Source organism: Bacillus safensis FO-36b, assembly GCF_000691165.1.
Taxonomy (GTDB): domain Bacteria; phylum Bacillota; class Bacilli; order Bacillales; family Bacillaceae; genus Bacillus; species Bacillus safensis.
On record NZ_ASJD01000007.1, the window covers coordinates 93,465 to 118,110 of the forward strand.

At 42.9% G+C, this 24,646-nt stretch carries 22 protein-coding genes; 19 read left to right on the forward strand and 3 right to left on the reverse strand.

Annotated elements, in window-relative coordinates; translation table 11 throughout:
- Positions 1-35: 35 nt before the first annotated feature.
- The 7 genes from BA81_RS14665 (at position 36) to BA81_RS14695 (ending at position 7,859) form a co-directional block, all read left to right on the forward strand.
- On the forward strand, positions 36-1,652 hold the full coding sequence (locus tag BA81_RS14665) for a YceG family protein (protein ID WP_034283223.1): 1,617 nt from the start codon (positions 36-38) through the stop codon (positions 1,650-1,652).
- 14 nt (positions 1,653-1,666) lie between these two features.
- On the forward strand, positions 1,667-2,761 hold the full coding sequence (locus BA81_RS14670; RefSeq protein ID WP_034283225.1) for a toxic anion resistance protein: 1,095 nt from the start codon (positions 1,667-1,669) through the stop codon (positions 2,759-2,761).
- A gap of 399 nt (positions 2,762-3,160) precedes the next feature.
- Positions 3,161-4,429 (forward strand): glycine/proline betaine ABC transporter ATP-binding protein OpuAA, encoded by a 1,269-nt coding sequence (gene opuAA / locus BA81_RS14675; protein ID WP_034283228.1) that lies wholly within the window; start codon positions 3,161-3,163, stop codon positions 4,427-4,429.
- Positions 4,430-4,439: 10 nt separating this feature from the next.
- Positions 4,440-5,285, forward strand: a complete 846-nt coding sequence (gene opuAB / locus BA81_RS14680) for a glycine/proline betaine ABC transporter permease subunit OpuAB (protein WP_034283343.1) — start codon at positions 4,440-4,442, stop codon at positions 5,283-5,285.
- Positions 5,285-6,166, forward strand: coding sequence for a glycine betaine ABC transporter substrate-binding protein (locus BA81_RS14685; RefSeq protein WP_034283229.1), 882 nt, complete (start codon positions 5,285-5,287; stop codon positions 6,164-6,166). The genes opuAB and BA81_RS14685 overlap by 1 nt, the downstream gene beginning before the upstream one ends.
- 107 nt (positions 6,167-6,273) lie before the next feature.
- Positions 6,274-7,026: an alpha/beta fold hydrolase gene (locus BA81_RS14690; protein ID WP_065215364.1), complete on the forward strand. Its 753-nt coding sequence runs from the start codon at positions 6,274-6,276 to the stop codon at positions 7,024-7,026.
- 110 nt (positions 7,027-7,136) lie between these two features.
- Complete coding sequence (locus BA81_RS14695) at positions 7,137-7,859, forward strand: SDR family NAD(P)-dependent oxidoreductase (RefSeq protein WP_034283231.1); 723 nt, start codon at positions 7,137-7,139, stop codon at positions 7,857-7,859.
- Positions 7,860-7,907: 48 nt separating this feature from the next.
- Here the strand turns inward: BA81_RS14695 and BA81_RS14700 are convergent, their stop codons facing one another.
- Positions 7,908-9,035: a M20 peptidase aminoacylase family protein gene (locus BA81_RS14700; RefSeq protein WP_034283232.1), complete on the reverse strand. Its 1,128-nt coding sequence runs from the start codon at positions 9,033-9,035 to the stop codon at positions 7,908-7,910.
- Positions 9,036-9,188: 153 nt separating this feature from the next.
- Here BA81_RS14700 and BA81_RS14705 point away from each other — a divergent pair, with 153 nt between their 5' ends.
- From BA81_RS14705 to BA81_RS14715, 3 genes are all read left to right on the forward strand, one after another.
- The gene (locus BA81_RS14705) at positions 9,189-10,619 is read left to right on the forward strand and encodes a YfcC family protein (RefSeq protein ID WP_034283233.1); all 1,431 of its coding nucleotides are present in this window, start codon (positions 9,189-9,191) and stop codon (positions 10,617-10,619) included.
- 216 nt (positions 10,620-10,835) lie between these two features.
- A complete protein-coding gene (locus tag BA81_RS14710; protein ID WP_034283234.1) occupies positions 10,836-11,783 on the forward strand; it encodes an L-lactate dehydrogenase in 948 nt (315 codons plus the stop codon).
- Positions 11,784-11,826: 43 nt separating this feature from the next.
- Positions 11,827-13,449, forward strand: a complete 1,623-nt coding sequence (locus BA81_RS14715; RefSeq protein WP_034283235.1) for an L-lactate permease — start codon at positions 11,827-11,829, stop codon at positions 13,447-13,449.
- A gap of 44 nt (positions 13,450-13,493) precedes the next feature.
- Here the strand turns inward: BA81_RS14715 and BA81_RS14720 are convergent, their stop codons facing one another.
- Positions 13,494-14,483 (reverse strand): LacI family DNA-binding transcriptional regulator, encoded by a 990-nt coding sequence (locus tag BA81_RS14720; protein ID WP_034283236.1) that lies wholly within the window; start codon positions 14,481-14,483, stop codon positions 13,494-13,496.
- 109 nt (positions 14,484-14,592) lie between these two features.
- Here BA81_RS14720 and BA81_RS14725 point away from each other — a divergent pair, with 109 nt between their 5' ends.
- From BA81_RS14725 to BA81_RS14755, 7 genes are all read left to right on the forward strand, one after another.
- The gene (locus tag BA81_RS14725) at positions 14,593-15,918 is read left to right on the forward strand and encodes a DegT/DnrJ/EryC1/StrS family aminotransferase (protein WP_034283237.1); all 1,326 of its coding nucleotides are present in this window, start codon (positions 14,593-14,595) and stop codon (positions 15,916-15,918) included.
- Positions 15,893-16,759, forward strand: a complete 867-nt coding sequence (locus BA81_RS14730) for an HAD-IIB family hydrolase (protein ID WP_034283238.1) — start codon at positions 15,893-15,895, stop codon at positions 16,757-16,759. The genes BA81_RS14725 and BA81_RS14730 overlap by 26 nt, the downstream gene beginning before the upstream one ends.
- Entirely contained in the window at positions 16,756-17,802 is a 1,047-nt protein-coding gene (locus BA81_RS14735; RefSeq protein ID WP_024424339.1) for a Gfo/Idh/MocA family protein, read from the forward strand. The genes BA81_RS14730 and BA81_RS14735 overlap by 4 nt, the downstream gene beginning before the upstream one ends.
- A gap of 54 nt (positions 17,803-17,856) precedes the next feature.
- The gene (locus BA81_RS14740; RefSeq protein WP_034283239.1) at positions 17,857-19,047 is read left to right on the forward strand and encodes an MFS transporter; all 1,191 of its coding nucleotides are present in this window, start codon (positions 17,857-17,859) and stop codon (positions 19,045-19,047) included.
- A gap of 92 nt (positions 19,048-19,139) precedes the next feature.
- Positions 19,140-19,769 (forward strand): LysE family translocator, encoded by a 630-nt coding sequence (locus BA81_RS14745; protein ID WP_024424337.1) that lies wholly within the window; start codon positions 19,140-19,142, stop codon positions 19,767-19,769.
- A gap of 305 nt (positions 19,770-20,074) precedes the next feature.
- Entirely contained in the window at positions 20,075-20,458 is a 384-nt protein-coding gene (locus BA81_RS14750) for a UPF0715 family protein (protein ID WP_034283242.1), read from the forward strand.
- Positions 20,459-20,649: 191 nt separating this feature from the next.
- Entirely contained in the window at positions 20,650-21,408 is a 759-nt protein-coding gene (locus BA81_RS14755; protein WP_034283243.1) for a YqcI/YcgG family protein, read from the forward strand.
- Here the strand turns inward: BA81_RS14755 and BA81_RS14760 are convergent.
- On the reverse strand, positions 21,403-22,719 hold the full coding sequence (locus BA81_RS14760) for an amino acid permease (protein WP_034283246.1): 1,317 nt from the start codon (positions 22,717-22,719) through the stop codon (positions 21,403-21,405). The genes BA81_RS14755 and BA81_RS14760 overlap by 6 nt on opposite strands.
- A 112-nt stretch (positions 22,720-22,831) precedes the next feature.
- Here BA81_RS14760 and BA81_RS14765 point away from each other — a divergent pair, with 112 nt between their 5' ends.
- Together BA81_RS14765 and nadE are read left to right on the forward strand one after the other, a co-directional pair.
- Positions 22,832-23,428, forward strand: a complete 597-nt coding sequence (locus BA81_RS14765; protein WP_034283248.1) for a DUF1989 domain-containing protein — start codon at positions 22,832-22,834, stop codon at positions 23,426-23,428.
- Positions 23,429-23,626: 198 nt separating this feature from the next.
- Positions 23,627-24,448, forward strand: a complete 822-nt coding sequence (gene nadE / locus BA81_RS14770) for an ammonia-dependent NAD(+) synthetase (protein WP_034283250.1) — start codon at positions 23,627-23,629, stop codon at positions 24,446-24,448.
- Positions 24,449-24,646: the final 198 nt, after the last annotated feature.

Below are 24,646 nucleotides of genomic sequence, written 5' to 3' on the forward strand. Positions count from 1 at the left end.
CTTTCGAGAAAATATAGGAGAAAGGAAGGAGCGGCGTGAGTTATAAAGAAATCAATGTCACCCATACACGGGCGGAGCAGGAAGCCTGGAAAAACGTGCTGAAAAAGCCGCTCCCTGAAAGAGACGGTTATGTAAAGGACGAGCATACGTTGTCCTTGCCGCGTCTCGCCGCCCGGGTCCTTGGAACTCCGCATGATGAAACCGATTATTTTATTTATTTACATGAATTATACGAAACAGACGGCATGCATATTTTAAGTGAAACACTCAATCGCCATATTGAGCCGGAGCATTTTCAAGCACTGCAGCGTATTCATTTGATTAACCAAGAAGAAAAGGGATTGTCCGTAAATCGCTTTGTGGCTTTTTTAGATGGTGAACAGCTGATTGTACGCCATCCAAACCCTGTGATGAACCGGCATATCCGTCTTTCATTGATCAAGGTGTTTGAGCATTTCAAGCAGCTGCACGAGGGTGGATTTCAGCATCCTGATTTCCGCCGGGTCCTGCTGGATGTCGTGAAGTTTTCAAATAATCATCTAGGTCCATGGCTGAAGGAAGTCAATATCGAAGAAAAAATGCCGGCTGTTATTTGGTATGGAGAGGCGAATAAAAGTCAGCTTTATTTTCTTTACTATGTCATGCTGATTGGCTGTGATGTTGTCCTATTTCATCCAGAAGGCAAGGATTCGTTCCGCGAATTAGATCCAGAAGAAAAGCTGACTTTTATTGATCAGTACCCGGGAACTTCAAAGCTTGAGCCGTTCCCTGCTGAAAAGCCTGAGAGGAAATCAACGGTGGCGTACCGCTCGACAAGAGAGCTTGAAGAGGTGCTTCACACGGAAGATTCAATGCTCTATAAGCCGTGGCAATTCAGAGATCATACTCCTCATTCCATTACACTCAAGACAACGTATGATGAGCTGTTTTTAATTGCAAAGGAACGATCCTTTATCCGCCCCAATTTCAAAGCAGACCGGGACACGATACAGATTCCAAATCTCTTTGCGAAAATAATGGGTGTCACACGAGACAAGCGTGAATACTGGGATCGCATTCACACGTTAATGGAAGGGAAAGAGACGAAGACCATTCGCCATTTTCCTTTTACGAAAGAAGTGACATCGAATTATCAATTTCATTATCAGCATGCACTTTCTTCTGCTGGAGAGATTGATCCTGACTTATTAATGAAAAGCAATGTGTGGCAGTTTTCTCATCTATATGAGGGTACGCAGCGTGCGATTGCAGAGGCGATATCTCGAATCTGTCAGCATCCGAAGCTATTAAAAGAAGGCAATGAAACCGAATTAGATGTCCGTATTTATTTATTCAAGCAGGTTCTGCATTTAAGCCAGGATCTCATTGAACTGATTCAAACCTTTGATTACGCACAAACCGTACCGAAAGTGATTTTATACCATACAGAATATAATGGTGAGCTGACTCGCTCTGATGCGGCCGCCCTGATTTTCCTAAATGAAATGGGTGTGGATCTCTTCGTATATCATCCGGCGGGATATCAGTGTATCGAACGGTATATCGATGACCAATTATTTGATACCCATTGGCTTGATGAGATGGTCATGAACCAGGAGTTTAAAGAGCCGTCCATCGTTAGAAAGTTATTTCAATCCATTAAAAACCGATAAGGAGATCAAAGCTTATGACAAATACAAACGGAAATGACATCATTTCAATTGATAAAGAGGAAATCACGATTGAGAAGGCAGACGATATTCGCGTTCAGCTTCGAAACGAACCAGAAGTGCAAAATATTGCGAGACAGATCGATGCGAAAAATCAGCTTGAACTTCTTGAATACGGAAAACAGCCGGCCGTTGAAATCTCTAAGTTCTCTGATCGTATCCTTTCAATGATGCGTTCAACAAGTGTCACTGACTCAGGAACAATGCTGACGCAGCTTGGCAAGATTATGGATCGCTTTGATAAAAATGATTTTGACGAACCGAAGGGTGGTTTGTTGTCAAAAATCTTTAAGCGCGGCGGCAGCATGATCGAAAAGATTTTTAGTAAATATCAAACCCTCGGTGCAGAGATTGAAAAAATTAATGTAGAAATTAGTAAATATAAAGATGAAATGACCAAATCGACTGTGACGCTTGAAGAAATGTATGAGCATAACATTCAATACTATATGGAGCTTGAAAAGTATGTCGTGGCCGGTCAAATGAAAATCGAAGAATTAAAGCAATTGGTTCCTTCATATGAAGAAAAAGCAGCTAGTGGAAACCAGCTTGCGCAGATGGAGCTTGATACGCTTCGTAATGGCATTCAAGCGCTTGAAGAGCGTGTGTATGACCTTGATATGGCAAGAATGGTGGCGCTTCAAACAGCACCGCAAATCCGTTTGCTTCAGCGCGGGAATACGAAATTAATCGGGAAGATCAACTCTGCCTTCATCATCACGATTCCAATTTTCAAAAATGGGATCATTCAAGCTGTTACAGCGAAGAGACAAAAGCTTGTGGCTGATTCTATGAGTGAGCTGGATAGAAGAACAAATGAAATGCTGAAACGAAATGCTGAAAACATTTCAAGTCAAAGTGTGGAGATTGCCAAATTATCTGGCCGTCCAAGCATCGACATTGAAACGATCGAATCTTCCTTTAATACAATTGTACAAGGGATGAAAGAGACGAAACAGATCGAAGAAGAGAACAAGCGATTACGCGAAGATGGAACAAAACGTATGCTTGAGCTTCAAGATAATATTAAGCGGGCTGCCCTGGAGTCCTAAAAAAACAAGCTGTCTGTAACTAAAGTTGCAGGCAGTTTTTTTATGAATTTAAATAAAATTTGAGAAAAAAGGTTTTTATGTGACCATTTTCGGGTAAATCCTGTTCAGGGGAATGGTTCGCCCATGATTCAAAAAACCGCTATAACGAGGATTCGACTTATTTTTTAGCACAATTAGGAATTTCCAGTAAAATATTGTCTGATGAGAGGAAATACCCCGTAAAATATGTAGTTTATGAAGCATTCTATAGGATTTACGAGTAATACGGCGTATAAACTCTAATGACCAGACCTCTATATGGAATTCATACATATTGTGGGGAAATAAGCGAATTCTAAAGATTGTTCGCATCATAACGCTTATGTTACGGTTATAAAGATGCTAATTTGGAGGGAAAATATGAATTCTGAAGAGAGAAATATCAAAATCAAGATAAATAATGTATCTAAAATTTTCGGTAAAAATGCTAAAAAAGCATCTCAAATGCTTGAAAAAGGGAAAACAAAAAGAGAAATCCTAAAAGAGACCGGCGCAACTGTTGGTGTCAATCGAGCAAATTTTGATGTTTATGACGGCGAGATATTTGTCATCATGGGGCTATCAGGGAGCGGAAAGTCCACACTTGTGCGGATGCTAAACAGGTTAATCGAACCAACCTCCGGTGAAATATATATTGATGGGGATATGATAACAAATATGTCAAAGGATCAATTGCGTGAAGTCAGACGGAAAAAGATCAGCATGGTTTTCCAAAACTTCGCATTGTTCCCGCACCGTACAATTCTTGAGAACACAGAGTATGGTCTTGAATTGCAAGGTGTAGATAAAGAAGAGCGCAGATCAAAAGCGCTTGAATCTTTAAAGCTTGTTGGACTTGAAGGCTTTGAAGAGCAATACCCAAATCAATTAAGTGGTGGTATGCAGCAGCGTGTTGGATTGGCACGTGCGTTAGCAAATGACCCTGACATTTTATTAATGGATGAAGCATTCAGCGCACTAGATCCATTAATTCGTAAAGATATGCAGGATGAATTGCTTGAGCTTCATACATCTGTAGGAAAAACGATCATTTTCATTACCCATGATTTAGATGAAGCGCTTCGTATTGGTGACCGCATTGTACTCATGAAGGACGGAAATATCGTTCAAATCGGAACACCAGAAGAAATTCTGATGAACCCATCGAATGAATATGTTGAACGCTTCGTTGAAGATGTTGACCTTTCTAAAGTATTAACCGCTGGTCATATTATGAAACGTGCAGAAACAGTTCAGATCGATAAAGGGGCACGTGTTGCGCTTACGCTCATGAAAAACCTTGGGATTTCGTCTATCTATGCAGTAGATAAGAAAAAGCATTTATTAGGTGTTATTTCTGCACAAGCAGCGAAAAAAGCAGCAGAAACGGGAGCGTCGCTTGAAACTGTTCTTGATAAAGAATTTACCACAGTATTGGAATCAACGTATTTAACAGAAATCTTTGATGCAGTGTCTGATGCGGCAAACATTCCAATTGCAGTTGTAGATGAGAAAAACAGAATGAAGGGCATTGTGGTCAGAGGTGCATTGATTGGTGCATTATCAGGTAATGATGAATATATCAACATGTCTTCTAACAAGCTAGAGGAAATTAAGACACAAGAGCCTTCTGCACAGGAGGTAGAATAAGATGTTTAGTATGAGTGATTTACCTAGAATTCCGTTCGCGGATTATATCGATCGATTTGTTGACTGGTTAACATTAACGTTTGGTGGTTTCTTTGATGGCATCACAAATGGATTAGCTGGAACAGTAAATGGAATTGTAGCTGCACTTGGCGTCATTCCATCCATTATTTTAACCCTTATCTTTGCCGGCATTGCTTGGTGGATCAGTACAAGAGGAGTTGCTCTTTTCACACTTATTGGATTTTTACTGATCGACTATTTAGGCTACTGGCATCCAATGCTTCAAACACTTGCGCTCGTTCTGACCGCTGTGGTCATTTCTATCGTGATCGGGGTTCCGATCGGTATTTGGGCATCACAGAAGGAAACTGTGCGTAAAATTGTGACACCTATTTTAGATTTAATGCAGACAATGCCTGCATTCGTTTATCTATTACCAGCGATCTTTTTCTTTAACATTGGGGTTGTTCCTGGGGTTGTGGCATCGGTTATTTTCTCCATGCCGCCAACGATTCGTATGACCATTCTCGGTATTAAACAAGTACCAGCGGATTTAATTGAAGCAACTGAAGCTTTTGGTTCAACGACATTCCAGCGTTTATTCAAAGTTCAGCTTCCACTTGCAACAAAAACCATCTTAGCTGGTATTAACCAAAGTATCATGCTGGCTCTATCCATGGTCGTTATTGCGGCAATGGTAGGTGCACCAGGACTTGGTTCAGAAGTATATAGTGCGGTAACGCAGCTGAAAACAGGTATTGGTTTTGAAGCAGGTATTGCCATTGTTATTGTGGCGATTACACTCGACCGTATTACACAAAATATTAAAACGAAAAAAACCAGGGGGAATGCTTAATGTGGAAAAAGTCTCTCTACATTGGGATGACCGCCCTGCTCGTCTTTTTACTAGCCGCTTGCGGTGCACAATCGGATTCAAATGCAAGTGCAGCACAGCAGGTCAATAAAACGATTATTGGGATTGATCCGGGTTCAGGTATTATGGCCCTAACCGATCAGGCCAAAAAGGATTATGGCTTAGAGGATTGGACGGTTGTGTCTGCATCAAGTGCAGCCATGACGGCAACGCTCAAAAAATCATACGACCGTAAAAAACCAATCATTATCACTGGCTGGAATCCACACTGGATGTTTTCCCGCTATGATTTAAAATATTTAGATGATCCAAAAAAATCTTACGGTGAAGCGGAAGAAATTCATACGATTTCACGTAAAGGCTTTGCGAAGGATCAGCCGGAAGCAGCTAAAATGCTTAGTCAGTTTAAATGGTCTCAAGATGACATGGGCGAAGTCATGATTGATATCCAAGATGGTGTGAAACCAAAGGATGCCGCCTTAAAATATGTGAAAAAACATAAAGACCAAGTAGCGAAATGGACAAAAGGCGTGAAAAAGTCGAATGGTGGAAAAGTGAATCTTGCCTACGTTGCATGGGATAGTGAGATTGCAAGTACCAATGTTGCAGCAGAAGTATTGCGTGAACTCGGGTTTAAAGTAACTTTGACTCAGGTTGAAGCAGGTCCGATGTGGACAGCAATTGCAACCGGAAGTGCGGATGCATCATTATCCGCTTGGCTGCCAAATACGCATAAAACGTATGCAGCGAAGTTTAAAGGAAAATATGATGACCTTGGTACAAGTATGAAAGGTCTTCGAATGGGGCTAGTTGTCCCGACATATATGAAGAACGTAAACTCCATTGAGGATTTGAAAAAATAGTCAATGATGTAGTGGTTCCCTTATAATAGAAGGGAGCATGTTGAAAAAGCAGTCTGCTCAAAAAGCGGCTGCTTTTTTCTTATATAGAAGGATGGAGTTGTCGGGCGATGGATAAGTCAATCATGATTTTTCTGCATGGTGGAGGAGTAAGCAGCTGGATGTGGCAGGAGCAGGTTGAAATATTGAAAAACACGTATGAATGCTTTGCCCCTGATCTCATTGGACACGGGACAAGAGCAAAAGAACAGATATTTTCAATGAATGAAAGCACCCGTGAAGTCATCTCATGGATCAAGGAAAACGCGAATGGCCGTCAAGTGATTCTGATTGGATTTTCTTTAGGTGCGCAGATTGCCGTTGATGTGTTATCAAGAGAGCCGGATATCGTAGACATAGCCGTTATCAATAGCGCTCTTGTGATGCCTTTGCCATGGCTCCACTTCATGGTGAGGCCCCTTTTGCCACTGACGTATCCATTATTAAAGAAAGATTGGTTTATTCAGCTCCAAGCCGAAAAGATGGGGCTCCCGCAACATGTACTGCATCATTATGCGGCGGAATCGAAACATCTGCAAAAGAAAACCCTTCTTACGATGTTTCAGGAAAACCTCCATTACAAGCTCCCAGACACGTTTCAGCAAGCGAAGGCACGCATTCTTGTCACAGTGGGAGAAAAAGAAAAAGGCATCATGAAACGGTCAGCAAAAAAAATAACGAATTCACATCCGAAGGCAACAGGCGTCGTTGTTCCCGGTATTGGGCATACATTTACTTTTGAAAAGAAAGAACTTTTTACAGAAATGGTCATAAACTTTATAGAGGCACGTGCATTACCAGTCGAATTAAAGGAAATCCAGTAGCTGCGCCAATCAATAAGTGAAGACGAGCATAAAAGGGGCGCCGGTCTCTTAGAATCTGTATGATATAGGTATAAAACGCTTACAGTTTGTGTGTCCTAGAAGGAGGAGCTATGAGTAAAAACTATATCATATTCGGTGCAAGTCAAGGGTTAGGAGATGCTTTTGTAAAAGGTCTTCCATCAAGTGGAGATACAGTTTGGATTGTGTCGCGAAGTGAACCAAGCAGTTTGAATATAGATGACGGTGTACATAGAATTTGGTTGAAAATCGACTTATCAAGCCAAACACATATCCCTTATATGCTCGAAGCACTTGAGAACAAGACGATTGATGTACTCATCTATAACGTCGGTTTATGGGAAAAACGAGGCTTTGAAGACGATTATTCCTTTGATCACGATCAGCCAGAGGATATTGCACATTTAATCAATGTGAATGTCACCTCAACCATTACGTACATCCAGGCACTGCTTCCTCACGTAAGGAAATCGGAGAATGGAAAAATCATCGTCATTGGCTCAACGGCGGGTCTCGATCATACGAACCTGCCGCAGGTCTCGTTTGTTGCATCTAAATTTGGCCTGCGCGGAATTGTGAATGCACTGAGAGAGCATGTGAGGAAAGATAAAATATCCGTCACCTGTATCAATCCAGGAGAACTGGCGGCGGAGGTTCCGTATGAAGATGGAGCCGAAAAGGCCATCACTCTTTATGATGAAACGAGAATCCCTGTTCAGGATATTGTGGAGCTTGCGAGATGTGTGATTCATTTATCAAGGGTATCTTGCGTGAAAGAAATCAACGTTCCAGCCATGGCAGATCTGAATGCGTAATATAAAGCAGACCACCCGCCCTGAAGAGAAGGCGGGTGGCTTTTTCATTTATGATGAATGCTGCTGGAGTGTTTGATAGACAGCCTCGGTCAAAATCTCAATGCCAGTAAAGATAGCAGAGCGGTCGAAAGTCATATACGGATGATGAAGACCGGGCTTTAAATCACAGCCTAAACCGAGCATCGTGGATTTGATATGCGGAAGCTTTGCTGCATAAAAGTGAAAGTCCTCTCCACCTGTTGTGACGATCGGGGGATCAAGCTGCTCTTTGCCTAAAACCTGTTCAATTGCATGAGACATGATCTGGACAGCTTCTTCATTTAAGGTGGCGGCAGGCAGACGATGGTCTGTTGAAAGTGTAATGGAAGCGCCAAAGGCATCCGCTACAGAATGAACCGCTCTTTCAATTTCTTTTTCTAGTTCATCCATCACGTCGTTTGTTTGTGCCCGTACATCTAATGTAAAAGAGGCTTTGCCTGGGATGATGTTTGAGCTGCCCCCGCCAGCATGTAAATTGGTCATTTTGACAGAATGCGCGACTCTTGGATCGACATGGATATGCGCGAGTCTCTGCACGAGGGTTGAAGCCACTTCTATGACGTTGACGCCAAGGTGTGGACGTGCACCGTGCGCTTCCTCGCCAATAATGGTGCCGACGTAATGATTACTTGATCCGTGCAATATAGCAGGAGCGCAGCGTCCGTTTAATGTTTCTTGGATTGGGCGCACATGTACGCCATATAAGTAATCGACATCTGCGAGCACACCTTTTTCAATCATTTTCAGCGCACCGCCGCCTCTTTCCTCGGCAGGCTGAAAGATGAAACGGATCGTGCCGTTCGGGCGTTCTTTTTCCTTTAATGCCATGAAGGTGCCGAGAGCCATTGTCATGTGTGCATCGTGGCCGCATGAATGATTGGCTTGAAACTCACCATCTACTTCCTGCCAAAGTGCATCAATATCGGCTCTCACAGCGACCACTGGTGCGCCTTCTCCAATTTCACCGATCACCCCTGTACAGTCGTCAAATGTTTGAGTTTTGCAGCCCAATTTTTTCAATATATCTTCAATATAAGCAGTCGTTTCTGTTTCTTCCCAGCTGATTTCTGGATGGGCATGCAAGTGTTCAAAGATGTCTGTCACGGTTTGTTTCATTTCGTTTGTCAAAGTTGTCATGAGAAGCCTCCTTGCTGACAGATAATCTGTCAAAACATTATTTTAGTGAAATAATATTGATCTTAAATATCAACAGTGTTTATAATATAACACATCATTTGATTATTCTGAAAATTAAGTGAAATTCCGATCGGGACAAAGGGGTTTTGACACATGAAAACAGCGACAGTATCAGCACCAGAGAAACAAAAACGAAAACTTCAAATGCCGGATGCGTATGTTCTCTTATTTATGATTGCACTGATTTGTACAATAGCAACGTATTTTGTACCAGCGGGTGAGTTTGACCGAAAGACATCTGGGGAGATCACAACAGCCGTTCCTGGCAGCTATCACCGTATTGATCAATCACCAGTGAGTCCAGTTGGCTTTTTCACAGCGATACAAGAAGGAATGGTAGGGTCCTCTTCTATTATTTTTCTGATTCTATTTACGGGCGGAACCATTGCCATTTTGGAGAAGACAGGTGCTATTAACGGGATGATTCACCATGTCATCAGCCGGTTTCAAACGAAGCAATTATTGTTTATTTGTATTGTTGGGGGATTATTTTCAGTCCTTGGAACGACCGGAATTGTCGTGAATTCTGTCATTGGGTTTATTCCAATCGGCATCATTGTGGCACGATCCTTGAAATGGGATGCTGTAGCAGGAGCCGCTGTCATATACATCGGCTGTTATGCAGGGTTTAACGCAACGATTTTATCTCCATCTCCATTAGGTTTATCACAAACAATTGCAGAGCTGCCGATCTTTTCCGGCATCGGCCTGCGTGTCATTATTTATCTTTGTTTTCTTATTTCTAGTATTGTGTACATCTATTTATATACAAGACGTCTGAAGAATAAAGAAAAGGGAAGCATTCTTGGCGATCAATGGTTTCCTGCTAAGGGGCTTGGCGGAGCCGATGCGGAATCTGTGGACAAGCCTGCATTTACTGGCAGACATAAGCTGATTTTAGCGGTGTGCGGATTGTCACTTGGAGGTTTCTTATATGGCGCACTTCAGCTTGGCTGGACCGATAAGGAAATGGCGGGTGTGTTCATTTTTATGGCTATCGTCGCTGGACTGCTCGGCGGATTAGCTGCCAATGATATTGCGAAAACGTTTATTATCGGGTGCCAAAGCCTTGTATACGGCGCACTTATTGTTGGGATGGCACGCTGTATTTCGGTCATTTTAGAAAACGGGAAGCTGCTTGATACAGTGGTCAATGGCTTGGCGAGTATGCTGACAGGCTTTAGTCCCATCGCTGGTGCGATCGGGATGTATATTGCGAGTGCGCTTCTTCACTTTTTGATTTCATCAGGTTCAGGAGAAGCCGTTGTCTTTATCCCGATTCTTGCGCCGCTCGCTGATTTAATGGGCATCACAAGACAGGTCGCTGTAGAAGCGGTAATGCTTGGTGAAGGGGTGGTCAACTGTATCAATCCGACTTCCGGTGTGTTGATGGCTGTACTTGCTGCAAGTGGTATTCCTTATGTAAAGTGGCTGCGTTTTATGGTGCCGCTTGCCCTCATTTGGTTTGTCATCGGTCTTGTGTTTATTTGTATCGGGGTCATGATCAACTGGGGACCTTATTAAATATGTAGGAAGCTGCCGACGAGCGTTTGGCAGCTTTTTTCTTATGGAAATATGTATGGAGCGGGCGCTTTGAAAGCACAATAAATGTGTTCACAAATTCGCTACATATTTTTTTTGAGCAGCCCCTTGCAAAAGTTTGTGAAATGTTGCACAATAAGAATGTGAAATACTTCACATAAGAAAAACAGCCTAGTTTTACTCAGGAGGATGAGATAAATGACAAACGAAAAAGTAAACAAAGTAGCCCTTATTGGAGCAGGTTTCGTCGGCAGCAGTTATGCCTTTACATTAATAAATCAAGCAATCACAGATGAATTGGTTGTCATCGATTTGAATCAAGACAAAGCAATGGGTGACGTGATGGATTTAAACCACGGAAAAGCATTTGCGCCGCATCCTGTGAATACATGGTATGGAGATTATGAGGATTGTAAGGATGCAGATATCGTCTGTATCTGTGCTGGTGCAAACCAAAAGCCAGGTGAAACAAGACTTGACCTTGTTGAGAAAAATTTAAATATATTTAAAGGCATTGTAGAAAACGTGATGAAAAGTGGATTCGACGGTATTTTCTTAGTGGCCACAAACCCAGTCGATATTTTGACATATGCGACTTGGAAATTCAGTGGTCTTCCAAAAGAACGAGTGATTGGCAGTGGTACGACGCTTGATACGGCAAGATTTAGATACATGCTCAGTGAGTACTTTGACGCAGCGGCACACAACGTGCATGCGTACATCATTGGCGAGCATGGAGATACAGAGCTTGCTGTTTGGAGTCATGCAAATATTGGAAGTGTACCGATTACAGAATTAATGAAGAGAAATGATCAATACAAACAAGAAGACTTAGATGAAATCATGGAAAATGTTCGTCATGCCGCTTACCAAATCATTGAGAAAAAAGGCGCCACTTATTACGGTGTAGCAATGAGTTTAGCCCGCATTACAAGAGCGATCCTGCACAATGAAAACAGCATCTTAACTGTCAGCACTTACTTAGATGGAGAGTACGGAGCAGAAGATGTCTACATTGGTGTACCTGCCCTTGTGAATCGAAATGGCGCAACAGAAGTAATGGAGCTTGCATTGAACGACACGGAGAAAGAAAAATTTGCACACAGTGTGAATGTGTTGAAAGAGATTTTGGCTCCTCATTTTTAATCAATCAAAAGCAACCTATCTGAGCAGAAAAGGATGAATCACTATGTGGCAGCAAATATATGATCCGTTTGGTAATGAATTCGTCAGTGCATTGGTGGCAATGCTCCCAATCTTGTTTTTCCTTCTTGCATTAACCGTTTTTAAGCTAAAAGGTGTTTTAGCCGCTTGTTTTACCTTAATCGTCAGTTTTGTAACAGCTGTTTTCTTCTTTCATATGCCAGTTGAAAAAGCATTATCTGCTGTGCTGCTCGGTATATCTAATGGGCTGTGGCCGATTGGATATATCGTCATCATGGCGGTATGGCTCTATAAAATTGCCGTGAAATCTGGTAAGTTCGATGTCATTCGTTCTAGTATTGCAGGAATCTCTCAAGATCAACGTCTTCAGCTCTTATTAATTGGTTTTAGCTTTAATGCATTTTTAGAAGGAGCTGCTGGGTTTGGTGTACCGATTGCGATCAGTGCTGCTCTCTTAACAGAGCTTGGGTTTAAACCGCTGAAAGCTGCGATGCTCTGCTTAATTGCCAATGCTGCGTCTGGTGCATTTGGTGCTGTAGGCATTCCAGTGATTACAGGGGCGCAAATGGGCAATATGACGCCGCTTGCGTTATCTCAAACCCTTGTATATACGATCCCGTTTATTTCATTCTGTATTCCGTTCCTCCTCATTCTGATTGTAGATGGATTCAAAGGAATCAAAGAAACTCTGCCAGCTTTGCTTGTTGTGAGTGGAAGCTATGCCATTTTGCAAGCTGTCACAATGGTGACGATGGGACCTGAGCTTGCCAATATTATTTCTGCCTTGGCAAGTATGGGAGTTTTAGCTTTATTTCTTCGGAAATGGCAGCCAAAACACATTTATCGTGAAGAAGGAGCGCCAGATATTGAACAGAAACAAACGTATCGCGGCGTTGAAATACTGAAAGCATGGTCTCCGTTCTATATTTTAACTGCTGTTATTACAGTATGGAGTCTGCCGGCATTTAAAGCATTGTTTGCTGTAGGAGGACCGCTTAACTGGACGACCATTTTAGTGAAAATGCCATTTTTACATCAGCAAATTGTGAAATTACCACCAATTGCCCAAACGGAAACACCAATTGATGCGATCTTTAAAATTGATGTCATCAGTGCAACGGGTACTGCCATTCTGATTGCGGTCATGCTGACAGGACTGTTTAGCAGACATATTACATTAACAGAAGGCGCTGTCTGCTTAAAAGCAGCGGTGAAAGAGCTTTGGGTTCCTGTTCTTACTATTTGTTTTGTCATGGGCTTTGCCAACCTGGCAAACTTTGCTGGACTCAGTTCAGCCATTGGACTTGCTCTTGCCAAAACAGGCGATTTGTTCCCGCTTGTCAGCCCGGTGCTTGGCTGGATCGGCGTGTTTATTACGGGATCTGTCGTGAGTAACAACGCCTTATTCGGTAACCTTCAAGCGGTCACTGCTTCTCAAATCGGCTCACAAGCAGGTTTGTTAATTGGGGCGAATACGACCGGTGGTGTGATGGCGAAATTAATTTCTCCACAATCTATCGCTATCGCTACAGCAGCTGTTGGAGAAACAGGGAAAGAATCTGAGCTCTTCAAAAAGACCGTGAAGTACAGTTTCATTCTGCTAGGTATTGTATGTATATGGACATTCATTCTTGCTCAATTTGTATAGGTTGATAGACTAAAAAAGACTGAGAGAAATCTCAGTCTTTTTCTTTATGTAGATTCTCTTGTCACGAGCCGGGTAGGCAGCTGGATATGTTCACGCTGCAATGGTTTTTGGTCTTGCAGGAGTGCGATCATTTGCTGTACAGACCGCTGGCCAAGCTCTACGATCGGTATGTCAATCGTGGTGATCGTTGGAGCTGTCACCTCACATATGTCTTGGTTGTCATAGCCGATGACCGCTAGATCCTTGGGGATTTGATAGCCATATGAAATGGCCTGTTTAATGAGTCCTGCTGCGACTTGATCATTGCCGGTGAAAATGGCATCAGGCGCTTCCTTCATGTGATGGATGACCTCCATTAAGCGAAAGCCGTCTTCAATGGTAAAAGCCTCTCCAAACAGCCAATCGTCTTGCAGCGGCAAACCGTGAGCAGAGAGTGCATCAAGATAGCCCTGTTTCCTTTGCTTCTGCGCTTCACTGCTTTCTGTATCAAAACAAAACCCAATCGATTTTCGCCCCGACCGAATCAAATAGTCCACCGCTTTATAGGCGGCTTCCCGTTCATCGTATCCAATAATCGGGATGTTTGCTGTTTGATGATATTCATTTGCCATGACAATGGGGCCGTTTGTTAAAAATGGCTCGATCTTTTCCCACTGATTTTCTAATGCCCCTAATATGACCCCATCTACTTCTTTTCTTTTTAATAATTGAAGCCCTTCAAGCTCCAATGCTTCTTGATAAAACGTCTGAAGCACAATGGCTTTATATCCTTGATCAAGGGCTTCTTTTGAAATGCCTTTAATCAATTGTGCAAAAAAAGGATGATCCACAGCTGGAACAGACACAGCAATGGTTTTTGTCTGATGTGACCTTAGTGTGCGGGCTGCTGAACTCGGTGTATATTCCATTTCTTTCATCACCTGTAAAATGAGCTGCCGCTTTTCTTCTGACACATATGGGTGATGGTTTAGCACTCTGGAAACGGTGGTGGTTGAAACCCCGCAGCGTTTGGCAATTTCATAAATTGTACACATATTAACAAATCCTTTACACAAAGTTATTGTTCTGAAATCGATAACATCATTTACAATGTGAAACAAGTTAAATATTAACAAAAGGAATTGATTAATTGGAGGGAATGGAATGCAAATATTGACGAAGATATCAGGTAAAAGCAAGGATTATCTTCCTTTGCTGGATATGATCAATCAAGGTGTTCAAGTAAAGGCCGATTCAGTTGAAAAGCATCTAGCAAATGAAAAGCTGGTGACGTTCCTTGAGCAAGATATAGAGCGCACAGGTTTGGAAAAAATTCTCTTCCATTATAAACAAAATAAGGAAAAAAAGATACCGTTTCTGCCAGTTGACAAACTGATTTCAGAAGATGAAATCGATGATATTATGCTGGTGCTGAAGGAAGTATTGAGCTCTGGCCGTTTTACTTCAGGGCCATATATTCCGACGTTTGAAAAGGCGATTGCTGAGTACTTAGGGAAAAAATATGTCATTGCCACGTCAAGTGGAACAGATGCATTGATGATCAGTCTCATATCAGCAGGCGTCCATCCAGGAGACGAGGTGATTTTGCCGGCCAACAGCTTTGCTGCAACAGAAAATGCAGTGCTCGCCATTGGGGCTGTTCCGGTTTATGCCGATATTGATCCTGAAACCTACTGCCTCTCACCGAGTGAAATAGAGAAGCATATCACAGATAAAACGGTATGCATTCTACCGGTTCATTTATATGGAAAGCAAGCGGATATGAAGGAGATTTCGGCGATTGCGAAACAGCATGGGCTGAAAATCATTGAAGACGGCTGTCAAGCGATTGGCAGCAGCGGCCTTGGCGCTTATGGAGATGGACTTGTTCTCAGCTTTAATCCATACAAAAACCTTGGGGTCTGCGGAAAGGCAGGAGCCATCGCTACAAATGATGAGGCCCTAGCGGAAAAATGCATGGAGATCAGCTATCACGGCTTTGAAGCTGGAAAGAAAAATGTCAAACGCAGTGACTACGGCTTTAATTCCAAAATTGATAATTTGCAGGCAGCGATCGGACTTGAACGAATGAAGTATTTAGGATTGCAAAACTTTAAACGTTTTTATTTAGCCAAGCGCTACATTGACCAGCTGCAACCGCTTGAGGATGAAGGATACATGAAGCTTCCGAAGCTGACGGATGATCATGTCTGGCATCTATTCCCGATCAGAGTGCTGAAGGGAGACCGTGATGAACTGGCAGCGAAATTGCTGGAAATGGGCATAGAGACAGATGTCTATTACCCGGTTCTATCGCATCAGCATCAAACAAATCTTGTTTCTCAAAAATATAGACAAACGACACTTCCACACACGGAAAAAGCAGCACAGCAATTACTTCATTTGCCGCTTTATCCAGGAATGCCGCTGCAAGATCAGGAGAAGGTCATCGAGGGGGTTCAACATGTTATCAAGTCTTCCATTCAATAAAAAACTGCTGAATCAGCCGAAGAATCCGCAGTGGATCGTCTTCTGTGACTTTGATGAAACGTATTATTCTCACGGAATGACAGAGGAGCAGAGAGAGGATATCAAGCGGCTGGAAGCCTTTGTAGCAGAAAAGAGTGAAACGGGACAGCTCTTGCTGGGCTGGGTGACGGGAAGCAGTCTCGATTCTGTCACGAGCAAAATGGAAAAAGGCGGTTTTCATCAATTCCCGCATTTCATTGCGTCGAACTTAGGGACTGAGATTGTATATACGTCGGATGCTCATTTTGGACAGCCGGATGAAGAGTGGATGAAGCGGCTGGATGCGCAGGGCTTTTCAGATGAAAAAATCGAAGACATCCTGAAAACTATCCGAGAAAAGGGAATTTCCCTTAGGCCGCAAACGCAGCTGGGCAGCTCAGGGTATAAGAAGAATTTCTATTATCAGGAGCAGGATGAGCGGACGGATCTTCATCATCTATCATTTATCCAAACACTGGCTAAAGAGCGAGGCGTGGCGGTCAACATCAACAAATGCAACCCGCTTGCAGGAGATCCTGAGGATTGCTATGATGTCGATTTTTTACCAGTCGGAACAGGGAAGGATGAAATTGTACGTTTTATGCTGAACCAATATGATTTATCGAAAGATCAAGGATTTGCCTTTGGTGATAGTGGGAACGATTTGCGGATGCTTCAATCCGTCACACACGGTTTCCTTGTCCAAAATGCGACAGCCGAAGCCAAACGGCACCATCACCAAATTTGTCATCATGGGTATGCAAAAGGAATCTATGAAACACTGAAAACAGTGATGTATAAACATGAGGAGGCACATTCATGAAGAAAATTGGAATTGTTGGAGCAGGGAATATTGCAAAAGCACATGCAAGAGCATTATCAACGATCAAAGGTGCAGAATTATCCGGTGTCTATGATTTGCATGAGTCGGTCGCACAGGGATTCATTAAACAGTACGGCGGACGTGTGTATTCAAGTATCGAGACACTGGCAGATGCATCTGATGGGTTGATCATTGCTTCTCCTAATTTTTGTCACAAGGACCATGCCCTTCAGTCGCTAAGAGCAGGACAGCCGATTTTATGTGAAAAACCGATGGCTGTGTCGCTGAAGGAAGCGAAGGAAATGGTGGAGACAGCCAAACAGTTCCAAGTTCAAGCCAGTATGGGCTTTAACTATCGTTATTTATCCTTTGTGAATATATTGAAAAACTTGATTGCTAACGGTGAATTAGGCCGCATTTTAACTGTTAGAACTCATTTTAAGAAAAACAGTGCCCTTAGAAGAAAGACATTTTCATGGAGAGACAGCGGCGAAAGTCTGCGTACGAGCGGTGCACTAGGGGATCTTGGCATTCATTTGATTGATATGCTGTGGTACTTATTTGGCAGTGAAATGAAGAAAGAATCACTTAACACCAAGATGCTGACACATGTAAAGGAAAAAGAAGAGAAAAAGGTTCAGGTGGATGATCATACCGAAATTTTCGGGCAGATGGAGAATCAAGTGTTCTTTCATTTGGTGACATCCAAAAGCACGCAGCCTGAGGAATGTGGATTTAGTGTAGAAGTCGTTGGACATGACAAGGTATTCAAATACCATACGAACATGAAAAACGAATATGAGATCAGTGATGGATTGTGTGTGGAGCGTCATCAAATGCCGCAAACTTTGCTGACAGATCCGCCAAATGAATTTTACGGATGGTCCGATACATTCCGCGATCAGCTGATGCATTGGGTGAATACTGATCCATACCCATCTCATATGAAGGTCGCTGATTTTGAAGATGGTTATCGCGCGCAGGCTGCGCTCAATACATGCTTTGAGAGGGAAGAGGCAGTCGTCTCTGCCCAGGCATATTAAAGAGGTGGAGCGGAGGATGTGATGACTCCGCTCCTTTTTAGAGGAAGTGAAAAGATGAAAAAGGTATTTTATTTTGGCTGTGTCTTTTATTTTTTTATTGGGACCATTCATGTGTTTTTTGGCAGCTTAACGCCTTATTTGCTGTCGAGTTACGATAAAGGCCCCGGGGAATTATCATCTTTAATTTTTTTTCAGTTTATTGGTTTTTTGACAGGCGTTCTGTTATCCCCCATTCTAGTGAGAAAAAAAGGCTATGGCGCTGTGCTGACCATGGGTCTTTTGCTGATGATCGGCTCACTTCTGCTGGGGCTATTGGTGCCGGGCTGGACAACGCTTGTGCTGGCAGGTTTTTTTCTTGGGAGCGGCGCAGGCAGTCTTGAGACAACAGCTGGTGCATATGTCATTTCGATGGCAAATAGTGCAAAGCGAATCAGTATCATGGAGGTCTTTTTTGGATTAGGTGCGCTGTTATTCCCGCTAGTGATTCTGCTGACTGTCACAGAACAGACATGGCAGTATGTGTTTTTATTTCAGGTGGGTGCGCTGACATTTTTCCTTATGCTTTGGCTTGTTTTTATGAACAAACTGCCTCACGGACAGATGGATGCTCCTTCCACAGAAGGGACGAGGAAACCGTCCTTGCTTGTTGATCGAAATAATCGAATGATTGTGGTGATCATGATTTGCTTTGCCTTTTTCTACGCAGGGATTGAAACGAACTTTGCGAATTTTTTGCCGTCGATCATGCTGGAAAAAGGGGGAGAAAATTGGGGCCTCTTTGCGGTCTCTACTTTCTGGACAGCGATCGTCATTGGCAGAACCGTAATTGCGAGAAAAGCCGATCAGCTGCATCCGCTGCGTTTTTTAAAGCTAAGCGCATCTCTGATGATTCTGCTGCTTGTGATATTCGCTCTGACAACCCACATCACCGCGCAGCTGATTCTCATCTTTTTCATCGGCCTTTGCGCAGCGGGCATGTTCCCAATCGCACTGACAGCATCTGCCTTAATGATTGAAAATGCCATCGATGAGGCGACGAGTTATTTTATTGCAGCCGCAAGCTTAGGCGGAGCCTGCTTGTCCTTTTTGATTGGATTTAGTCTGGAATGGGCAGGAGCGGCAAGTGCCGTCTTTGTATTTGCCTTCTTAGCTGTTCTTCTGTTTGCAGCTGCGATTCAAATGAATCGTTCTAAGAAAAAAGAAACAATACACGCGCAGCAGTCGGCACTGAAAGCAGACCGCTAAGCATCCGCCTGAAATGATGACAAAGGACTTGTACTAAAACGCAGAAAGTTTGAATAACATGTACAAGTCAGCATCAAAAGGAGGACGTCTATGTGGCGGTGTTTTTTGGTTATATATTTTTAGGGTTGTCACTTTCAGCGCCTGTTGGGCCAGTCAATGCAGCCCAAATCGACAGAGGGATTAAAAGTGGATTTTGGCATGCGTGGATTTTTGGTGTAGGGGCTATGGCTGCGGATATTGTCTATATGCTTCTCATCTATTTTGGTGTCGCCCAGCTTTTGACTGCACCTCTTGTAAAAACCTTTTTGTGGCTGTTCGGCTTTTTCGTTTTGACCTATACCGGCATTGAAAGTCTGCGTAAAATCAATTTGCAGGAGAGTCCGAAAAAAGACAGCGAAAACACATCAATTGGCAAATCGTTTATGACCGGATTTTTCATTTCTCTTTCTAATCCGCTCAGTATTTTGTTTTGGCTTGGCATCTATGGCAGCATCTTAGCCAATACGATCGAAAAGTATGGAGCTTCCCAAATGCTCATGTACAGTATGGCTATTTTTATCGGCATGCTGATCTGGGATTTCAGTATGGCGCTGCTTGCTAGTTCGTTTAGGCGTTATTTAAGTGAACGTGTTTTACATGGCTTATCCGTTCTTGCAGGTCTATCTTTACTTGGTTTCGGCGCCTATTTTGGGTATCAGGGGATCATGGCGTTGATTGGGTAGAAAACAGACTGACACATTCAGTCTGTTTCAGCGTGTAGACAAACCCTCGCATTCTTTGTCAGGTCTGCGCTCCGGTGCTCACGAATGTCAAATTCGCTCTGCTCCGATGCTCGCTCTTCCTAGACTGCAAAGGTTTTCTATCACGCTGAATAGAAGACAAAGGGCTAAAATAAAGATCATTTTAGTCCTTTGTCAATAATCTGAAGCAGACTGACACATTCAGTCTGTTTTTTTGTAAGGATTGACAGACATAACACATTCTTGAATAATGGTGGAATATTAAATGGTTTGAAGGAGCTTCTGCTATGCGTATGTTTTTGCCAGTATTCAACTATGTGTGTATGCTGATTTTATCAGTCATCACAGCAACATTCGTTTATACGTTTTTATTCATGCCGCCTGAAGTGGGCTTTAGTTATGTGGAGATGACCAGCCTGTTCATTTTGTCAGCTTATGTCATTTTTGCTGCACCGATTCAGTTTGTTTTACACCGGCATCCTAAGAGGTTTCGAAGCCGTGACTTACTGATTTATTTTATTGCGGCATGGCTGGTTTGTTCGGCTTTGGCTTTATGGATTGATTATGGGCTTGTTGTGTTCATGAGCTATAAAGTCTATCTGTTTAGCTTCTGCGCAGCCCTTATTTATTGGGTGCTGGATTCCGTTTTTTTGATGAATAATCGATCGTAGGTATGGCGAAAGGCTCTCTATTAACTTACACTAGTCTGATCATACATAATAGAATTAAAGAAACAAATACCTGCTCAATTTGAATAGAAACCCCATTTTGTCATGCGCTAGGAAAGTCGTGGAAGGACAGTCACCACAGCCATTTGCACCTCATAGGCTATGGAGAAGACGCTAAAACGAGGTGTAAAGAAATGGCCCAGCTGTATGCAAAAAGTTGCCTTGATCAAAATCTACGATCACTAGAAGAATGGAAGCAGGATGCTTTCACACGATTTGGCAAGATGGTAGGAGATGAAGCCGATACATTCCCATGTGTACCCGGAAGACAGGGATTTTTTCTCGATCATTTACGCTATGGGTTTGTCGGCGACCCTAGGAAAGAGGAAGCGGTTGATGAATTAGCCCAGCTGCTGAGAGAATATCAAGGCTGTGCGAAAGAAACCGGTCAATATGCTTCATTTATCTGTTTTTTTGAAACACCGCAGGACTTACAGGAAAGTTCGCTTGAAGAGTTTGAGCAGCAGTTTTGGTCGCTGCTTCAGCGGCTGCATCATAAAGATGAAGAACCGTGGCCTGAGGAGATCCCATTAGATACTCATCATCATGAGTGGGAGTATTGCTTCCATGGTGAGGCGTATTTTATTTTGTGTTCCACACCTGCTCATAAGCTCAGAAAAAGCCGCCACTTCCCTTATCTCTTGATGGCATTTCAGCCTAGGTGGGTGTTTGAGAAAATGAATGGATCGACCAAGTTTGGACAAAAAATGAGCCAGCTCGTTCGCAAGCGGCTCAAAGCATATGATGAGGTCAGTGTTCATCCATCATTAAAATGGTACGGGGATCCGACCAATCATGAATGGAAGCAATACTTTCTCCCAGATGAAGAGGCGGAGAAACCAGCCTCCGCCAAATGTCCATTTACTGCATTAAAAAACATGATGAAATTATGATGCGGTCTGATCCTGCTTCCACTTTTTCCTCATAAATAGCACCATGATGGCAATCACTGCAATGATCCCAAGGCTGATAAAAAAGCCAGGTCGTCCGCTTGCCTCCGTTAATGTGCCTGATACAGCGGCTCCAATTAAGAGCAGCGCAAGAATCATTTCGCACGTTTGGCGGGTGGATGGCTTGGATAGCTTTTTACTTGAGAACAGAATAAAAATCCATGTGTACAGCAGGGTAAGACCGGCTGCTGTTGTGAGATGCTCGTAGATGTGTTTGGACAAAAAGAGTGCAAGCAAAATTGAGACAATTAAGCCAGCAGCAGTTAAGATAATCGAAGACCATCTCACATGCGATGGATCTTTTTGTTTAAAACAAGCAGGTGCATCCTGATGCTCTGACATTGTGCCGAGCAGCGTTGTGACCGCATAGAGAGAGGCAACCAATGTCGAAAAACCAGCAATAATGAAAATGCCATTAAAGATATGAAGAAAGATCGATAAATGAAACGGCTCTAATGAAGTAATAAATGGACTGCTGTTCTCATTAAAGGCTGTCACTGGGACAAGCAAGAGAGCAAGTCCGATTGAGACGATATAGATGACTGCTAGAATGATCAGCATGACACGTCCAGCTTTTGCCGCATCCTTCGGGTCCTTTAAATGAACCGCCATCAGCCCCATGACTTCAATTCCCCCAAATGCATAAAATGCGTAAATCAATCCATTCCAAAGACCAAGTGGACCAAGAGGCATCCATTCGTGATCCTTGTTAGGCAGATGAAGGGTCGGTTTATGTTCTGTCAAAATGCCGAATAATACAAGCACCGCAAGAATCATAAATAGAAAAATCGCCGCTGTTTTCAGTACCGCAAGAACATTTTCTGTCTTTTGAAAAGAAGAAAGCCCAATGATAATCACGAGCAGGGCAAGAGCGGAATAAATCGCAGAAAACACCCAAAGCGGAACAGAAGGAAACCAGTGGCGGGTAAACAGAGAAATGGCGGTTAACTGACTTCCTGTAATCAGCATTTCTGCAAACCAATACACCCAGCCATTGCTAAACCCTGCCCAGCGTCCGTATGCTTTACGAGCATAGGAACAAAATGACCCTTTATCAGGATTATCAGCTGTCATCGCAGCTAAATGTTTAAAGACGAGATATGTTCCGACTGCAGCAAGCAAAAAAGAGATGCAGACGGAATAACCGGATTTTGTAATGGCGATGCTGGAACCAAGGAAGAACCCAGTGCCAATTGTACAGCCGACTCCGATGAGAGAAAGCTGCCACCAAGATAAAGATTGTTCTTCTTTCAATGCAAGTGCAACACCTTTCTATTTCAATGACATTAGCTTGTGACCGCCTCTTTTTTTTATACATGATCAAGGGGACATTTTGGGCATACTGTCATGGAAAGGAGTGCATGTGATGAACGGAGAACACGTCATTTTACCAAAGGGTAGACTCGGCTTTCGTTTAGGAAAAGGCCAATGTATGCGAGTGGTTGATGTCGAAGGCCAGCAAGTAGCAGATGTGATGGCCTATCATGAAAAAGATTTTTATGAAAAATTTGACCAAGGTGCGACGATGGACAGTTTGTTCTCGTCTAAAGTGAAAAAAGGCGATAAGCTTTATTCTAATTTATATAAACCGATGTTTACGATCATTGAAGATACAGTAGAATGCCATGATTTATACATGCCCGCCTGCCGGCAAGAGATGTATCAGCTTTTATACGGCCGGACGCACTTAGAGGTCATGCATACATGCTACGACAATTTGCGGACTGCCTTTGAGCCCTTTGGGATTCCAAAGGAGGATATGTACTATCCTTTTAATGCCTTTATGAATACAGTCATTGATGAAAAAGGAAAGCTGTCTGTCGAGCTGCCAAAATCACTGCCCGGTGACTACATTCGCCTGCGGGCTGAAATGGACCTCATTGTGGCCGTGTCTGCATGTCCTGCTGATATTGGGAAGTGTAATGGATCAAGCTGTACATCCATACGGGTAGAAATCGATTAAAAAAGAAAAGGACCAGTCAAAAAAGACATGGTCTTTTTCACTTGTGAATGTTTGATTATCTAAGAAATAGGGGAACGTCTAACAAAATGTTCTTGATGAAAACATGGTATAATGAAGATTCAAAAAACGTTATTAAATCAATGAATTGTGAGTAAAACCTGTTCTCTTCATGTAGAGGATGCTTAGGAGGAAAAGTGTATGAGTTTGCAGAAAAAGATCAGCCAAGAGTTGCATGTGCAGCCCTCAATTGACCCAAAGCAGGAGATCGAAAAACGGGTTGGATTTCTAAAAGAGTACTTGAAAAAAACTGGGGCAAAAGGATTTGTTCTCGGTATTAGCGGCGGGCAGGATTCAACGCTTGCCGGACGTCTTGCACAGCTTGCTGTCAGTGAGCTTCGTCAAGAAGGAAAAGAGGATGCGGTCTTTATTGCGGTACGCCTTCCGCATGGTGTGCAGCAGGATGAAGATGATGCACAGCTCGCCCTATCATTTATTCAGCCAGACAAGTCGTGGAAATATGATATTGCACCTGCCGTGTCAGCATTCAGTGATCAATATCAAAAGGAAACGAACGGCCCATTGTCTGACTTTAATAAAGGAAATGTCAAAGCTCGCATGAGAATGATCGCGCAATATGCTGTCGGTGGTGAGGAAGGATTGCTTGTCATCGGTACAGATCATGCAGCTGAAGCAGTAACCGGCTTCTTCACGAAGTATGGTGATGGCGGTGCAGATGTTCTCCCGCTCACAGGTTTGACAAAACGCCAAGGACGGGCGCTTTTAGAAGCGCTAGAAGCACCGGAACGCCTGTATTTAAAGAAACCAACAGCCGATCTGCTGGATGATAAACCTCAGCAAACGGATGAAACAGAACTCGGCATTACGTACAATGAAATTGATGATTACTTAGAAGGAAAACCAGTCTCAGATCAAGCAGCAGAAGCGATTGAAAAGCGTTATGTTCAATCAGAGCATAAACGCCAAGTACCCGCTTCCATGTTTGATGACTGGTGGAAATAAAAAGAAACCTCTCCGATGATGGAGAGGTTTTTTTTATGTCGAATTTCAAGTGGATTTGACAAAATAACCAAAAATTCATTAAATTAGTAGAACGATATACTTAAGTCCATTTAACTAAATATCGATTTTTTTGATCAAAAAAAGCAGACATAATTAGTTCGATTCACTTAATTTCACTTCTATTGACAGTATTTTCAG

What these genes read in the sequence shown, in the direction of transcription:
- BA81_RS14670 (WP_034283225.1), top strand. Translation starts at nt 1,667, where the DNA reads ATGACAAATACAAACGGAAATGACATCATTTCAATTGATAAAGAGGAA.
- opuAA (WP_034283228.1), top strand. Translation starts at nt 3,161, where the DNA reads ATGAATTCTGAAGAGAGAAATATCAAAATCAAGATAAATAATGTATCT.
- opuAB (WP_034283343.1), top strand. Translation starts at nt 4,440, where the DNA reads ATGAGTGATTTACCTAGAATTCCGTTCGCGGATTATATCGATCGATTT.
- BA81_RS14685 (WP_034283229.1), top strand. Translation starts at nt 5,285, where the DNA reads ATGTGGAAAAAGTCTCTCTACATTGGGATGACCGCCCTGCTCGTCTTT.
- BA81_RS14690 (WP_065215364.1), top strand. Translation starts at nt 6,274, where the DNA reads ATGGATAAGTCAATCATGATTTTTCTGCATGGTGGAGGAGTAAGCAGC.
- BA81_RS14695 (WP_034283231.1), top strand. Translation starts at nt 7,137, where the DNA reads ATGAGTAAAAACTATATCATATTCGGTGCAAGTCAAGGGTTAGGAGAT.
- BA81_RS14700 (WP_034283232.1), bottom strand. Translation starts at nt 9,035, where the DNA reads ATGACAACTTTGACAAACGAAATGAAACAAACCGTGACAGACATCTTT.
- BA81_RS14705 (WP_034283233.1), top strand. Translation starts at nt 9,189, where the DNA reads ATGAAAACAGCGACAGTATCAGCACCAGAGAAACAAAAACGAAAACTT.
- BA81_RS14710 (WP_034283234.1), top strand. Translation starts at nt 10,836, where the DNA reads ATGACAAACGAAAAAGTAAACAAAGTAGCCCTTATTGGAGCAGGTTTC.
- BA81_RS14715 (WP_034283235.1), top strand. Translation starts at nt 11,827, where the DNA reads ATGTGGCAGCAAATATATGATCCGTTTGGTAATGAATTCGTCAGTGCA.
- BA81_RS14720 (WP_034283236.1), bottom strand. Translation starts at nt 14,483, where the DNA reads ATGTGTACAATTTATGAAATTGCCAAACGCTGCGGGGTTTCAACCACC.
- BA81_RS14725 (WP_034283237.1), top strand. Translation starts at nt 14,593, where the DNA reads ATGCAAATATTGACGAAGATATCAGGTAAAAGCAAGGATTATCTTCCT.
- BA81_RS14730 (WP_034283238.1), top strand. Translation starts at nt 15,893, where the DNA reads ATGTTATCAAGTCTTCCATTCAATAAAAAACTGCTGAATCAGCCGAAG.
- BA81_RS14735 (WP_024424339.1), top strand. Translation starts at nt 16,756, where the DNA reads ATGAAGAAAATTGGAATTGTTGGAGCAGGGAATATTGCAAAAGCACAT.
- BA81_RS14740 (WP_034283239.1), top strand. Translation starts at nt 17,857, where the DNA reads ATGAAAAAGGTATTTTATTTTGGCTGTGTCTTTTATTTTTTTATTGGG.
- BA81_RS14750 (WP_034283242.1), top strand. Translation starts at nt 20,075, where the DNA reads ATGCGTATGTTTTTGCCAGTATTCAACTATGTGTGTATGCTGATTTTA.
- BA81_RS14755 (WP_034283243.1), top strand. Translation starts at nt 20,650, where the DNA reads ATGGCCCAGCTGTATGCAAAAAGTTGCCTTGATCAAAATCTACGATCA.
- BA81_RS14765 (WP_034283248.1), top strand. Translation starts at nt 22,832, where the DNA reads ATGAACGGAGAACACGTCATTTTACCAAAGGGTAGACTCGGCTTTCGT.
- nadE (WP_034283250.1), top strand. Translation starts at nt 23,627, where the DNA reads ATGAGTTTGCAGAAAAAGATCAGCCAAGAGTTGCATGTGCAGCCCTCA.